At 36.6% G+C, this 14,264-nt stretch carries 11 protein-coding genes, 1 pseudogene and 2 other annotated features; of the genes and pseudogenes, 2 read left to right on the top strand and 10 right to left on the bottom strand.

Annotated features, from left to right (window positions below):
- The first annotated feature begins 3 nt into the window (after positions 1 to 3).
- Positions 4 to 232: pseudogene (locus DM800_RS11365) on the top strand (hypothetical protein).
- A 79-nt stretch (positions 233 to 311) separates the two neighbouring features.
- Here DM800_RS11365 and ilvA read toward each other — a convergent pair.
- From ilvA to ilvE, 6 genes are read right to left on the bottom strand one after another with little or no spacing between them, the layout of a single operon-like run.
- A complete protein-coding gene (gene ilvA / locus DM800_RS11360) occupies positions 312 to 1,574 on the bottom strand; it encodes a threonine ammonia-lyase IlvA (protein WP_046959078.1) in 1,263 nt (420 codons plus the stop codon).
- 31 nt (positions 1,575 to 1,605) lie between these two features.
- Positions 1,606 to 3,279 carry a dihydroxy-acid dehydratase gene (ilvD, locus tag DM800_RS11355; RefSeq protein WP_087983026.1) on the bottom strand — a complete coding sequence of 558 codons (1,674 nt, stop codon included), beginning with the start codon at positions 3,277 to 3,279 and terminating at the stop codon, positions 1,606 to 1,608.
- A 46-nt stretch (positions 3,280 to 3,325) separates the two neighbouring features.
- Complete coding sequence (gene ilvC, locus DM800_RS11350; RefSeq protein WP_087983028.1) at positions 3,326 to 4,333, bottom strand: ketol-acid reductoisomerase; 1,008 nt, start codon at positions 4,331 to 4,333, stop codon at positions 3,326 to 3,328.
- Between the two features lie 14 nt (positions 4,334 to 4,347).
- Positions 4,348 to 4,578: an ACT domain-containing protein gene (locus tag DM800_RS11345; protein ID WP_142287553.1), complete on the bottom strand. Its 231-nt coding sequence runs from the start codon at positions 4,576 to 4,578 to the stop codon at positions 4,348 to 4,350.
- Positions 4,575 to 6,287, bottom strand: coding sequence for an acetolactate synthase large subunit (gene ilvB, locus DM800_RS11340; protein WP_087983032.1), 1,713 nt, complete (start codon positions 6,285 to 6,287; stop codon positions 4,575 to 4,577). Before ilvB ends, DM800_RS11345 begins: the two co-directional genes overlap by 4 nt.
- A 23-nt stretch (positions 6,288 to 6,310) precedes the next feature.
- Positions 6,311 to 7,210 carry a branched-chain-amino-acid transaminase gene (gene ilvE / locus DM800_RS11335; protein ID WP_087983034.1) on the bottom strand — a complete coding sequence of 300 codons (900 nt, stop codon included), beginning with the start codon at positions 7,208 to 7,210 and terminating at the stop codon, positions 6,311 to 6,313.
- Between the two features lie 151 nt (positions 7,211 to 7,361).
- Positions 7,362 to 7,601: a binding site (T-box leader), on the bottom strand.
- Positions 7,602 to 7,668: 67 nt separating this feature from the next.
- Positions 7,669 to 7,914: a binding site (T-box leader), on the bottom strand.
- A gap of 260 nt (positions 7,915 to 8,174) precedes the next feature.
- Here ilvE and DM800_RS11330 point away from each other — a divergent pair.
- The gene (locus DM800_RS11330; protein ID WP_147786868.1) at positions 8,175 to 8,933 is read left to right on the top strand and encodes an SDR family oxidoreductase; all 759 of its coding nucleotides are present in this window, start codon (positions 8,175 to 8,177) and stop codon (positions 8,931 to 8,933) included.
- 49 nt (positions 8,934 to 8,982) lie between these two features.
- On the opposite strand, the gene DM800_RS11325 is transcribed toward DM800_RS11330, so the two are convergent.
- Genes DM800_RS11325 through DM800_RS11310 form a run of 4 tightly spaced genes read right to left on the bottom strand, consistent with a single transcriptional unit; the run spans position 8,983 to position 14,095 of the window.
- Positions 8,983 to 9,672: a response regulator transcription factor gene (locus DM800_RS11325; protein WP_087983036.1), complete on the bottom strand. Its 690-nt coding sequence runs from the start codon at positions 9,670 to 9,672 to the stop codon at positions 8,983 to 8,985.
- 15 nt (positions 9,673 to 9,687) lie between these two features.
- Positions 9,688 to 11,178 (bottom strand): sensor histidine kinase, encoded by a 1,491-nt coding sequence (locus tag DM800_RS11320; protein WP_087983038.1) that lies wholly within the window; start codon positions 11,176 to 11,178, stop codon positions 9,688 to 9,690.
- 27 nt (positions 11,179 to 11,205) lie between these two features.
- Positions 11,206 to 12,450 carry a copper resistance CopC/CopD family protein gene (locus tag DM800_RS11315; protein ID WP_087983040.1) on the bottom strand — a complete coding sequence of 415 codons (1,245 nt, stop codon included), beginning with the start codon at positions 12,448 to 12,450 and terminating at the stop codon, positions 11,206 to 11,208.
- A 16-nt stretch (positions 12,451 to 12,466) separates the two neighbouring features.
- A complete protein-coding gene (locus DM800_RS11310; RefSeq protein ID WP_087983042.1) occupies positions 12,467 to 14,095 on the bottom strand; it encodes a multicopper oxidase family protein in 1,629 nt (542 codons plus the stop codon).
- Positions 14,096 to 14,264: the final 169 nt, after the last annotated feature.

The following is a 14,264-nucleotide window of genomic DNA, read 5'->3' as shown; positions in this document are numbered from 1 at the left end:
AACATGCTGAAAGACTTATTAGAAAATGTAAGTTTGTTAGAGAATATTTATAAAATATCTATAGCCGTTCTACTTTTATGTTCATTTTTTTCTGTTAAACTTCTAAAAAAAAATAAAACGTGAACGAAAACTTACTACCTTTGAATTTACTATGTATGTAATCATTCGCATTGCGATACTCTTTTGGTTAACTAGCTTTATCCTACTTGAATATGGAAAGTATATAGTGTAATTATAAAAAGATAGATACAAGCAGCATTTCCGCTGTTTGCATCTATCTTTTTTATTTGGATGCTAACTCTTTCCTTCTATTAAATAAGCAAATCAAACAAAATAGGATTTTTATTAAGCTCCATAAATTGAATATTATTTTCTTTAAAACGAGTAATTAATTGCTCATAATCTTCTTTATGTTTCAACTCTACTCCGACTAGTGCTGGGCCATTTTCTTTATTATGTTTCTTAATGTATTCAAAACGAGTAATATCATCTTCTGGCCCTAATCCCTTATCAAGAAACTCTCTTAGCGCACCTGAACGCTGCGGGAATTCAATGATAAAATAATGCTTTAACCCTTCGTAAATGAGCGAACGTTCTTTCATTTCTTGCATTCTATCAATATCATTATTTCCACCACTTAGCGTACATACAACTGTTTTACCTTTTATTTCATCTCTATATAAATCAAGCGCTGCAATAGATAGTGCACCAGCCGGTTCAGCTACAATTGCATTTTTCTTATACAGTTCTAAAATCGTCGTACAAACCTTTCCTTCTGGTACTAAAACAATATCATCAATTACATCTTTACAAGTTTCAAATGTTAACTTTCCTACCTTTTTGACAGCTGCCCCATCAACAAAACTATCTATTTTCTCTAACGCGACATTTTCGTTTTGAAGAAAAGCCTCTTTCATAGATGCAGCTCCCATTGGCTCTACGCCAATGACCTTTGTAGCAGGACTAACACCTTTTACATATGTACCAACACCTGATGCTAACCCACCGCCTCCAATTGCTGTAAAGATATAATCCACTGGTTTCTCCATATCATGCATAATTTCAACTGCCACTGTTCCTTGACCAGCAACTACATGCGGATCATCAAACGGATGAACAAACGTCATTCTATTTTCTTCACAATAGCGCTGTGCTTCTTGGAAAGAACTATCAAATGTATCACCAACTAATACAATTTCTGCAAAATCACTACCGAAAAATTGTACTTGCGATACTTTTTGTTTAGGTGTCGTTGTTGGCATGAAGATTTTCGACGGAATCTTCAATAAATTACACGTATAAGCAACTCCTTGCGCATGATTACCAGCACTTGCACAAACAACACCGTTTTGTAATTGTTCTTTTGATAAACTTTGAATTAAATTGTACGCACCACGAATTTTGAAAGAGCGAATCAATTGTAGGTCTTCTCGTTTTACATAAACGTCACAATCATATTTCTCAGATAGAACTGTATCACGTTGTAACGGTGTTTTAATAACGATATCTTTCATGCAATTATGTGCCATTAAGATATCTTCAATTTTCACTCTCTCCTTTACCTTTTGCACCATTTCATATCATCCTTATCTCTTTTAAATTGGCTCAATCAAAATCCGGGATTTTTAGAACTGCACCTGTATTCGCCGATGTTACCATCTGCGCATAACGTCCAAGCCAGCCAGTTTTCACTTTCGGTTCTGGTCGTTTCCATTCTTTTTTACGCTTATCTAATTCTTCATCACTAACTCTTACTTCTAACAATCTTTCCTCAACATCAATACAAACGATATCCCCTTGCTTGAGAAGTGCAATCGTTCCCCCCGCAGCTGCTTCTGGCGAAATATGCCCTACCGAAATACCACGTGAAGCTCCAGAAAAACGTCCATCCGTTAATAGCGCAACATCTGCACCTAATCCCATACCAGCAATCGCTGACGTTGGTGCTAACATTTCCGGCATACCAGGACCGCCTCTTGGTCCTTCATAGCGAATAACAACTACATCGCCTTTCTTAACCTTTCCAAGCATAATGCCCGCAAGTGCCTCATCTTGTGAATTAAAAATAACGCAAGGTCCTTCAAATCGTTTTACTTCTGTTGCCCCACTTTTAATAACTGCCCCATCTTTCGCAAGGTTTCCTTTTAATATACGTAATCCCCCTTCTTCACTATGAGGGTTTTCGAGAGAATGAATAACTTCCCTATCTTTAATCTCTGCATGAGCAATGTTTTCTCTTAATGTTTGCCCAGTAGCAGTAATACGGTCTAAATGAAGCACCCCTTCTTTTCGGCTCATCTCTTTCAAAATTGCACTAATTCCGCCTGCTCGATCAATATCCTCCATATGCCAATTGGAGGCAGGACTTACTTTACATAAATGTGGTACACGTCTTGAAACGGCATCAATGCGGTTCATATCGTAATCTAAACCCGCTTCTTGTGCGAGCGCCAATGTGTGCAACACTGTATTTGTTGAACCGCCCATCGCCATATCAAGCGCGAACGCATCATCAATTGCTTCTTCCGTTACAATGTCTCTCGGTTTAATATCTCTTTCAATTAAAATCTTTAATTTCTCTGCTGCTTGTTTAATTAATTCTTCACGTCTTGGATCAATAGCTAAAATACTTCCGTTACCAGGAAGAGCTAAACCTAATACTTCACATAAACAGTTCATAGAGTTCGCTGTAAACATACCAGAACAAGACCCACAAGATGGACAGCCATGATCTTCAATATCCTTTAATTCTTCTTCTGAAATTTTCCCAGATTGATAAGCTCCTACTCCTTCGAAAACAGAACTTAAATCGACAACCTCCCCTTTAGAAGTCATCCCAGCTGCCATCGGTCCACCTGAAACAAAAACAGTTGGAATGTTAATACGAAGTGCAGCCATCATCATACCAGGGGTAATTTTGTCACAGTTTGGAATACAAATCATGCCATCAAACCAATGTGCATTTACAACCGTTTCTACTGAATCTGCAATGATTTCACGACTCGGAAGCGAATAACGCATACCGATATGCCCCATCGCAATACCGTCATCTACTCCAATTGTATTAAATTCAAATGGAACCATACCTGCTGCACGCACTGCTTCTTTAACAAGTTTTCCAAACTCATTTAAGTGCTTATGACCTGGAATAATTTCAATAAAAGAATTACAGATAGCTATAAACGGTTTATCAAAATCTTCATCTTTCAAACCAGTTGCTTTTAATAAACTACGGTGCGGTGCTTTATCAAAACCTTTTTTAATCATGTCACTTCTCATCTTGTCAAATCCCCTCTTACGTATTTTTCACTTACAATCTCTTTCTCTATTTCTTTACTAATTCTTTCGGTGCATGAATCCAGCTCATCATTTCACGAAGCTCTGCCCCCACTTTTTCTAACTGATGATTTTTCTCTGCTTTTTTCATGGCATTATACGTTGGACGCCCAGCTTGATTTTCTAAAATCCATTTCTTCGCGAATTCACCTTGCTGAATTTCTGTAAGAACACGTTTCATTTCTTTCTTCGTTTCATCTGTAACAATTCTCGATCCTGTTACATAATCTCCAAACTCAGCCGTATCTGAAATAGAATGGCGCATGTTCGTTAAACCACCTTCGTACATTAAATCAACAATTAACTTTAATTCATGCAAACATTCAAAGTATGCAATTTCAGGACGATATCCGCCTTCTGTTAACGTTTCAAAACCAGCTTTCACAAGTGCAGTTACCCCGCCGCAAAGTACCGCTTGCTCACCAAACAAATCTGTTTCTGTTTCTTCTTGGAATGTCGTTTCAATTACACCTGCACGTGTACAACCTACACCTTTTGCATACGCAAGCGCTACACTTAATGCCGTGCCTGTTGCATCTTGATGTACAGCGACTAATGCCGGAACACCATTTCCTTCTTGAAATACACGGCGAACGAGATGACCTGGACTTTTTGGCGCGACCATTGCTACATCTACGTAACTTGGCGGATTAATTTGTCCGAAGTGAATATTAAATCCATGTGAGAAAAGTAACATTTGTCCTTCACGGAGATTCTCTTCTACTTCTGCTCTATACACATGTGCTTGCTGTTCATCCGGTAATAGCATTTGTACAACTTGCGCGGTTCGAACCGCTTCTGAAACAGACATTACTTCAAACCCATTTGCTTTTGCTACTTCAAAAGACTTACCAGGTCGAACACCGACTACAACTTCCACACCAGAATCACGTAAATTTTGCGCCTGCGCATGACCTTGAGATCCATAACCAATTACCGCAACTGTTTTCCCTTGTAATAACTCTAATTTTGCATCTTTCTCATAATATGTTTTCATATTCCATACACTCCTTATAATTTATTTACTTGCAGTACATCAATTAATTTTTTCAACTGACCGACAAGTAATATCGCTTCATTTTCAGTACAAACTGCTGTGAGTTTCATTTCAGAAACGCCACTAGTATCTCTTTCGTTTAAATGTAAAGAAGAAATATAATAACCACGCCGAGCAAAAATCCCACTTATACGTAATAAGACGCTTGGCTCGTTATGAATAACGAGTGAAAAAGTATGACTCATTCTTCCCACCTCTTCATAATCATTTCGTTATTCCCTTTGTTTGGCGGAACCATCGGAAATACGTTTTCACCTTCTTCTACACAAAAATCAACTACGACAGGACCATCATGAGCAAATGCTTCTAACATCACTTGTTTCGCCTCTGTTGAATTTGTCGCCCTTAATCCCTTCACTCCATAAGCTTCTGCCACTTTCACAAAATCTGGTGATCCGATTTTTGACTCTGATAAACGATTTTCATAAAACATCTCTTGCCATTGCCTTACCATCCCTAAAAATTTATTATTTATAATAAATACTTTTACAGGAATATTATTTTCAGCAATTGTTTGTAATTCTTGAATGTTCATTTGAAAAGAAGCATCGCCCGCAATACAAATGACGAGTTCTTCTTCTTTCGCAAGCTGAGCACCAACTGCCGCTGGGAAACCAAATCCCATCGTTCCTAGTCCGCCAGATGTTAGAAACGTCCGTGGGTTTTTCGCTTTATAAAAATGAGCAGCCCACATTTGATGCTGTCCTACTTCTGTCGTAACAATTGCTTCACCATTCGTTAATTCACTTACTAGACTAATAACATGCTGTGGTTTTAACTCACATTCTTTTTGATTGTAGGAAAGAGGATATTCCGCTTTCCATTCCTCTATTTTCGTAAGCCATTCATTTGTTTGTGTACGAATTGGCATATGTAACAACATATGTAACGCTTTTTTCACATCTCCAACAATCGGATATTCCACAGTTACATTTTTATGGAACTCCGAAGGATCTATATCAATATGTACCTTTTTTGAATGCGGAGAAAAGAGTTCTAATTTTCCTGTTACACGATCATCAAAGCGAACACCTAACGCAAGTAATAAATCACATTCTGTTACTGCCATATTTGCAGCGTACGTTCCATGCATGCCGAGCATTCCTAAAAATAACGAATCTCCCGGCGGATATGCACCAAGTCCCATTAAAGTGGAAACGACAGGAATACGATTTTCCCTCGCAAACTGAATAAGTTCATCAGAACCACCCGAATGAATGATCCCTCCTCCAATATAAAGAAGGGGACGTTTTGCTTCGGAAATTGCTTTAGCTACCTCTCTAAGCTTCCTACCGTCTGGCATAGGCTCTAATTTGTACCCTGGAATCTCAATTACTTCATTATAAAAACTTGTTACATTTTCATTTTGAACATCTTTTGGAATATCAATTAATACTGGTCCTGGTCGCCCGCTTTCGGCGATGTAAAAAGCTTCTTGTACAATACGTGATAAATGATTCACATCACGAACTTGGTAATTATGCTTCGTAACAGGTACTGTAATCCCGACAACATCTGCTTCTTGAAATCCATCTTTTCCGATGAGAGGTTTTGCAACTTGCCCTGTAATGACAACTAAAGGAATCGAATCCATATAAGCATCTGCTAAACCCGTAACTAAATTTGTCGCCCCTGGGCCAGAGGTAGCAAAGACTACCCCGACCTTTCCAGAAGCTCTCGCATATCCTTCTGCCGCATGAATGGCAGCTTGTTCATGACGAGTTAAAACGTGCTTCAAACCACTTCCATATAACGCGTCGTACACTGGCAAAATCGCTCCGCCTGGATAACCGAAAACAGTCGTTACACCTATTTTTTTCAAGCATTGAATAACATGTCCGGCACCTGTCACATCTTCACACTGTAATTTCTCACGTGTTGTATGTTGTTCCATTTTAATTAACTCCTCTCCCCTACCTACAGTAAGCTCTCCGCCAGTCCTGGAACACGTACTCCTCTTTCTCTCGTTAACTTTTTAAATTCCTCTGTCAATTGTTTCGTTACACTTCCTGGTTTTCCATCTCCAATCTCTCTTGAATCAACTTTTACAACTGGAATTAATTCTGCTGCCGTTCCTGTTAAAAACACTTCATCTGCTACATATACGTCATGGCGAGTAAATGGCCTTTCCTCACATGGCATATTAAGTCGTTCACATAGCTCGATAACACTATTTCTCGTAATACCTTCTAGCGCCCCTAAGTAAGAAGGAGGTGTTAACACTTTTCCATCTTTCACAACGAAAACATTGTCTCCAGATCCTTCACAAACATATCCTTGTTGATTTAACATAAGGGCCTCTAACACTCCTGCTTGTGCCGCTTCAATTTTCACAAGTACGTTATTTAAATAGTTCATTGACTTAATACGTGGATCTAATGCATCTGGCGTATTACGTCTCGATGCAACAGATACAACGCTTAGTCCATTATCGTAAAATTCCTGTGGGAATAGCTTTAATTGTTCTGCAATGATAATAACGCTCGGTTTCACACAACTTCTAGGGTCGAGCCCTAAGTCACCTTTTCCTCTTGAAACAATTAATCGAATGTAGGCATCAGCATATTCATTTTTTTGCAATGTTTGTAAAACTGCTTCTTCCATTTCGTTAACTGTCAGTGGGATTGTAAGTAAAATAGATTTTGCCGATTCGTATAATCGTTTTACATGTTCTTTTAAACAAAATACATTTCCACCGTAACTACGAATCCCTTCAAATACACCATCTCCGTATAAAAAACCGTGATCATATACTGAAACAACTGCCTTTTCTTTTTCTACAAATTCCCCATTCATATAAATATACTGGTTTCCCATCTCACATCGCTCCTCTTTTTTCTCTCTATTTTTGCAATCTATTTCTATATCGATTGCTGAGATGAGTTATTTTAACAGAATATTCAGTATATAAACCTTAAAAATATACTCGTCTCAACAATCGATTACATACATACTTGTAGCAATCCATTGCTGAGACGAGGGAATCGTGGTACCACTCAGCTTCCTTACACTTCTCACGAAATATAAGCTCTGCAAGTCCAATTAGACTTTTGTTTTTCTATCGGAAACAACTCCGCTACTTTTTACTAGTTTTCAAAAGTAGTACTCCGAGGTGATTTTCAATGATGAAATTGTTACCACCCTCACAGCTTCTGGGCAGCTCTCTGAAACAATTTTCTTCATTTACTCTCCTCTTCTACGCATTGTCGTATTCTATTTTTTAAAATAAAAACTCTCGCCTCAGCAATCAACTACTACAATTTAGTAGCTTTGATTGCTGAGGCGAGAGTTTCGCGGTACCACTCAGCTTCCTTATACTTCTCGCGAAATATAAGCTTTGTAGGTCCAATTAGACCCCCGTCCTTTTACCGGAGACGATGCCGTCGCCCTCTACTCAGTTTCCCTTTCGCAAGCGATGCTCCGAGGTGATATTCAATGATTCGATTGTTACTACTCTCACAGCCTAGGAGCAGCTCTCTGAAACGATCATAACCATCTACTTTCCTCTTCTTTGCATATGTAACATATAAAGTTTAAAAATTATTAATTAACTTTTATTTGTTAAACGTATTATAGGACGTTGTTCTTTTCATTGTCAACATGTTTTTCCGAAAAAAAATAAAATTCAATTAATTCAAGGGAAGTCTATTTATTTTTTCTCAAAACAAAATCGGAATGAACTTCTTACACATACTCATATATTACTTAAGTATGTTCGCATTACTACATAAAGAAAAACAACTTAATAACATAAAAAATTTTTTGAGGAGATGAGAAAACTATGTTAAAAGGAAAAGTGGCATTAGTTACAGGAGCAAGCCGAGGAATTGGACGTGCTATTGCAAAACGTTTAGCGAACGACGGTGCATTAGTTGCTATTCATTACGGAAATCGAAAAGAAGATGCTGAAGAAACTGTTTATGAAATTCAATCAAATGGCGGATTAGCTTTTTCTATCGGTGCAAACCTTGAATCTTTACATGGTGTAGAAACCCTTTATAGTTCTTTAGATAGCGAATTACAAAAAAGAACTGGTAGTACTAAATTTGATATTTTAATAAACAACGCTGGAATTGGTCCTGGTGCTTTTATTGAAGAAACGACTGAACAATTTTTTGATAGAATGGTTTCTGTTAATGCAAAAGCACCATTCTTTATCATCCAACAAGCTCTATCTCGTTTACGTGACAATAGCCGAATTATTAATATTTCATCCGCTGCCACTCGTATTTCTTTACCTGATTTCGTTGCATATAGTATGACGAAAGGCGCTATTAATACGATGACTTTCACGCTAGCAAAACAGCTCGGAGCACGAGGAATAACAGTGAATGCAATACTTCCTGGATTTATTAAAACCGATATGAATGCAGAACTCTTGAGCGATCCAATGATGAAACAGTATGCCACTACCATTTCCGCTTTTAATCGCTTAGGTGAAGTAGAAGATATTGCCGATACCGCGGCATTTCTCGCTTCTCCAGACAGCCGCTGGGTTACTGGACAATTAATTGATGTGAGCGGAGGATCTTGTTTGTAATTTCTTAATCTACTTACGCAAAAAAAGCCAGCATTTTTGCTGGCCTTTTTCACTGTGTAAAACGATACCCTACTCCCCAAATTGTTTCGATATATGATTTATCAAATGGATCGAGTTCAATTTTGTGACGAATATTTTTCACATGTACAGCAACCGTTGCTGCATCACCAATGACATCCATCCCCCATACAGTTTCAAAGAGACGATCTTTACTAAATACTTGATTTGGATGTTCTGCCATACAAGTTAATAAATCAAATTCTTTTCCTGTTAACATGATTTCAGTTCCATTTACAAATACACGTCGGGCCGATTTATCAATAAGTAATCCTCGAATACGAATTTCATCTTTTATTTGTTCTCGTTTTCCTGTTAAACGATCATAACGAGCTAGATGAGCATTTACACGTGCCACCATTTCACTCGGGCTAAACGGTTTTATAATATAATCATCTGCTCCAAAACCTAACCCTTTAATTTTATCGATTTCCTCTTGTTTTGCGGACACCATAAGTATTGGTATGTCCTTTTCCAATCGAACTTGTTTACAAATTTCATATCCATCTATTCCCGGTAACATTATGTCTAAAATTAACAAGTCATAATCCTCCAGAAGAACTCTTTGTAAACCTTTTTCGCCAGAGTACTCAATATCTACTGTATACCCAGCAACCTCTAAATAATCCTTTTCTAACTCTGCTATAATAACTTCATCTTCAATAATTAAAATTCTTTTCAAGATGCTCTCCTTTTTCTAATTGATTTTTTGTAATGTAAATGCCAACGTCGTTCCTTTACCTTTTTTGCTTTCTACCCAAATATCACCACCATGTTGTGTGATAATCTGATGTGCAATTGACAAACCAAGTCCGCTTCCACCTGTTTTAGAATTTCTAGAATGATCTGCACGATAAAACCTTTCAAATATATGAGGCAACGCCTTCTCTTCTATTCCTACCCCATTATCTTTTATGTAAATCGTTACATAATCAATAGATTCAGTCATGCGAATTCCTATATATCCTTCTTCTTTATCCATATACTTCACACTATTCCAAATGATATTTGTAATAACACGACGTAATTTTTCACGATCACCTTTTACCAAAATAGAAGTATCCTTTTGAGCATCCCATCTCACTGTAATTCCCTTATCTTGCAATTCAAGCTGTAGTTCTTCTATGCAATCAGATAAGTATTGGTTAATTTCAACCTCTTCAAATTGAAATGGTTCCTCTTTCAAATCAAGTTTTGAAAAAAGAAAAAGCTCGTCAATTAATTGATCCATATCAAACACTTTATGATAAATAATCGTTAAATATTTATCTAATTGTTCTGGAGTTCGAGCGATACCTTCTTTAATTCCTTGTACATAACCTTTAATAGCCGTTATTGGCGTCCGTAAATCATGAGAAATATTTGAAAGCAACTCTTTACGATTCTTTTCATATTGCATTTGCAACTCGACCGATTCCTTCAATCTGCCACGCATCTCTTCAAACGATAAACTTAATTCACCTATTTCATCTTTCGCAAGTGGCTTTACTTGAAAATCTAAATCACCCTTTTGAATTCTTTCCGTTGCCTGCTTTAATGAATGCAATGGTTTAATAATACTCCGTGATATAAAATATGTTAATATTCCATTCGTAATAATTAACCCAAGTATTAAAGAGAATACGAAATACGGGAAAAATTCTCTAATCATTTCTTCTAAAGGATTTACATACTCAAATACAAAAATACTGACCTTATCCTTCTCTTCATCGTAGTAATCAAATTGCTTATAGTAAAAAGAATTACCCTCTATTTTCACATCCATTCCCTTTCTTTGTCCTTCCGTTTCAAATGCGGGTAGGTATTTATCAAAAGAAGAGATTTTAAAATATGGGGATGAATATGTAAGCTCATCATTTTTTCGAATTAGTAATCCTGCTTGATTATCGTTTAATTCTTTATCAGTTTCCTTTAAAAAATGTATATCCTCCAATTTATCTGGAGCATACGATGAAAGAATTTTCAACCTACTGAAAATATCATCTTCATCTTCTTTTGTACGAATAGCTCCCTCCTGCTCTTTATCAATGAGAGAATGACTATTTTGATTAAGACCAATGATTGCTTTTGCAATACGAATATCACCAAATAAAGTAACACTAATTAACATAACTGCTATACCGCAAAAAACGATTGGAATAATTACCATCGCAACATACGACAACAGCAATCTAATACGGATTGACATTACAGAACTCCTATGAACATTATAATTTTAGCTTGTTACAGAATTCACCGGAAACGAAACTTGACTCATCCAAATACCAGCTAATAATACGAGTATAGCTAGAACAATTTCTAAGAGCAATAAACGGCGATTAACTGTTCCAATATCGATACCCCATGTTTTCGTTTGTCTCCATGCTACAATTGTAATTATACATACAGTAAGAATCTTTATATTTAAAAGGTTCGTCCATATTGAATTAAAATTAAAAAGTACCCAATTCCTTGTCTGTAGAAACACAATTAATTCCCCAGAAAGAAATGCTAGAATAAATGAAATACCAGCAATACTACTAAAATGTTTACGGAAACGCTTTTGATCAAATGTAATTTTGTATAATGTTGTCCACGCTATAACAAGAACTAAATAAATAAGTGCTCCTAGCCACACTGCAATACTCATAACATGGACCATTCTAATTATAACTGCTGCCCAATTTGGATTAGTAATCCATACATGACCTGTGAAAGAAAAACTCGCAACAAGAAATCCCCAAACTAGCGCATACCATTCGTTCCCCATATGCTGCAAAGACATAAGAACTAATAATAGCAGTTGAATCATAATAATAACTGAAAATGGCGAATGAATAAGTAAACTTCCCTTCGGAATAACTGACTTATATACTATTAATTCGGTTATTAATCCTACTACAAGTATAGAGAAGAAAATCTTTTTCATATTCTTCATTCTTTGCAATATGGACGGTAATCTATAACGTTTAACAAACATATCGAGCCACTTTACTCCTGCTCCAATTAAAATCATTCCCTCTACAATATAGCGTAGTGTTACTATCATAACATCTGAAAATACTGAGCCACTCCCACTCGCATTTCCCTCTACCACTACATTAGTTTGTACTTCTTCTCCAATTGAAAAGGGATAGCCGCCCTCACTCGGATGTCCGTCTGCAGAAATCATAGACCACCTTACTGTGTAAGTACCATTATTTAAGTTTGGTAATTTCACTTTTATTTTTGTTGGGTTATCTAATATTTCAACCTTTGATACTTGCACTCTCTTTGCACTTGGATCTAGCAGTTCAATATTGACTACATTTCCTGTAACTGCTTCACTAAATTCAAGAATAATCTGTTCCGGTTGTTCTGTAAGAACCTCCCCCTCTTTAGGGGTGGCTCCTACAACACTTGTATGAGCCAATACACTACTATGAGAAAATAAAAATATACTTACACTTGTTAAAATAAATACTATCATTCTATAAAGCATGAAAACCTCCGTATTATTATTCTGGATGATTACCTGAGTGATCTCCGGTAGAAAATGGAGTAGTTACCCCCTCATAATTCATCATCGTATGCATTCCTTTTTCCGCATGAACGAGATGATGACAATGAACCATCCATAGTCCACTATTATTTGCCTCTAAAGCAATTTCATATTCTTCTCCCGGAAAAACATTAACTGTATCTAAGTAAATCGGACTTCCCTCCATTGGTTTACCATTTTTAGAAATAACCTGGAATGTATGTCCATGCAAATGCATTGGATGAATTTCTTCTCCCTTATTTTTAAAGCGAATCTTAACTTTATCTCCTTTCTCTACTTTAATGGGTGGAATGTCAGGTGATGTCTTTCCATTAATCGTATACACCCATTTTTCTTGTCCATTTACATCTTTCACACCTTCTGCCAAATCCATATCATAGACCTTTGTAAACTTTGAATCTATCGTAAACTTGCCAACTTCTTTTTCTCCATATTTCGTAAAGTCAAACCATGGATAACTCTTTATATCAATAGGTTTTTTCGGCAAAGAACCGTTCCCAATAGTCGTCGTTAACATTCGATTCATTTTCTTAGATGGATCCACATTAATAAGTTTTACACTCGTTGTTTCCGGCATTTTAAAAACAAGGTCATAACGTTGTGCAGCTCCCATCGGAAGAATTGCTTTATCTAGCTCGTCCCCACCTTTTATATCACGACCATCTAATGCGATAATTTGAAATGGCGCCCCAACTAATGTCATTAAATGCGTATTATTCCCAGCATTAATTAAGCGAAGGCGTACTGTTTCACCTGGTTTTGCATCCAATCGTAGTCCCTCACTTGTATCATTTAATGTAAATACATCGTAATCATCTCCATCAGATAAATCTTTGAGTTGATCATTACTTGGCATCATTAACGGGCCTTCTAAAGTTTGCGCCTTTTCATTTCGAATATGATTGCTAGGGTAGCTATCCCAATCTTTATCTTGTTCGCCATTATGCTTACGGGTTTTTATGGCTCCTGTTTTCCATTCATGGATCGCCACTGTATAATCCTTTTCATATTTTACAGCTGGTTTATTCGGTTCAATAACAATGGTTCCAAATAGTCCCCGCTCCGTTTGTATTGCACTTTTTTGGTGTGAATGATACCAATATGTCCCCACCTGATCAGCATTAAATGCGTATGTATATGTTTCACCGGGTTTTATAGCATTTTGCGTAACACCTGGAACACCGTCTACCGCCGCAGGAACATCTAATCCGTGCCAATGGATTGTAACTGGTTCTGGCAATTCATTTTTCAAATTTACAACAATACGTTCACCTTGTTTAACTCGAATTTGAGTACCCGGTGATGTTCCATCAAAGGTCCATGCATCTACCTTTTTCCCATCTCCCAAATCTAAACTTGCTACTTTCGCCGTAATATTAAAAGTTTTTGTAACCCTTTTTTTGGCATCTGAATTAGCAATAGATGTAATTGATTCTGAAGTAGATGTTGCATCTGTTAACTTCTTTTTTTCATTTGTACCTGGGTAATTATTTATTAAAAAATATCCAAAAATAACTAACCCTAATAGTAAGCATGCCGCAATCAATATATTTCTTAAATCGCTTTGTATAAATTCCTTTTTCATATTAGTCTCTCTTTCATTTTTTGTTGTAAACTATTAATTTTCATACGTGGATTCATTGCCTATCACCTCACATCTTCACTTCGATTTACATCATAACACTCAGAAAAAAAGAAACTTTGAAGGAATTTTAAAGACTTTATAAAGAAATACATTTCAATTTTCCTTTACT

Origin of the sequence: Bacillus sp. AY18-3 (genome assembly GCF_008042305.1) — a bacterium.
Lineage (GTDB): Bacteria > Bacillota > Bacilli > Bacillales > Bacillaceae_G > Bacillus_A > Bacillus_A wiedmannii.
Note: the sequence above shows the minus strand (reverse complement) of the source record. Positions and strands in the feature narration are given on the sequence as shown.

Bases quoted from the DNA above. Each gene is read 5' to 3' on its own strand.
- ilvA (WP_046959078.1), bottom strand. From the start codon at position 1,574: ATGGTGCAAAAGGTAAAGGAGAGAGTGAAAATTGAAGATATCTTAATG.
- ilvD (WP_087983026.1), bottom strand. From the start codon at position 3,279: ATGAGAAGTGACATGATTAAAAAAGGTTTTGATAAAGCACCGCACCGT.
- ilvC (WP_087983028.1), bottom strand. From the start codon at position 4,333: ATGAAAACATATTATGAGAAAGATGCAAAATTAGAGTTATTACAAGGG.
- DM800_RS11345 (WP_142287553.1), bottom strand. From the start codon at position 4,578: ATGAGTCATACTTTTTCACTCGTTATTCATAACGAGCCAAGCGTCTTA.
- ilvB (WP_087983032.1), bottom strand. From the start codon at position 6,287: ATGGAACAACATACAACACGTGAGAAATTACAGTGTGAAGATGTGACA.
- ilvE (WP_087983034.1), bottom strand. From the start codon at position 7,210: ATGGGAAACCAGTATATTTATATGAATGGGGAATTTGTAGAAAAAGAA.
- DM800_RS11330 (WP_147786868.1), top strand. From the start codon at position 8,175: ATGTTAAAAGGAAAAGTGGCATTAGTTACAGGAGCAAGCCGAGGAATT.
- DM800_RS11320 (WP_087983038.1), bottom strand. From the start codon at position 11,178: ATGTCAATCCGTATTAGATTGCTGTTGTCGTATGTTGCGATGGTAATT.
- DM800_RS11315 (WP_087983040.1), bottom strand. From the start codon at position 12,450: ATGCTTTATAGAATGATAGTATTTATTTTAACAAGTGTAAGTATATTT.
- DM800_RS11310 (WP_087983042.1), bottom strand. From the start codon at position 14,095: ATGAAAAAGGAATTTATACAAAGCGATTTAAGAAATATATTGATTGCG.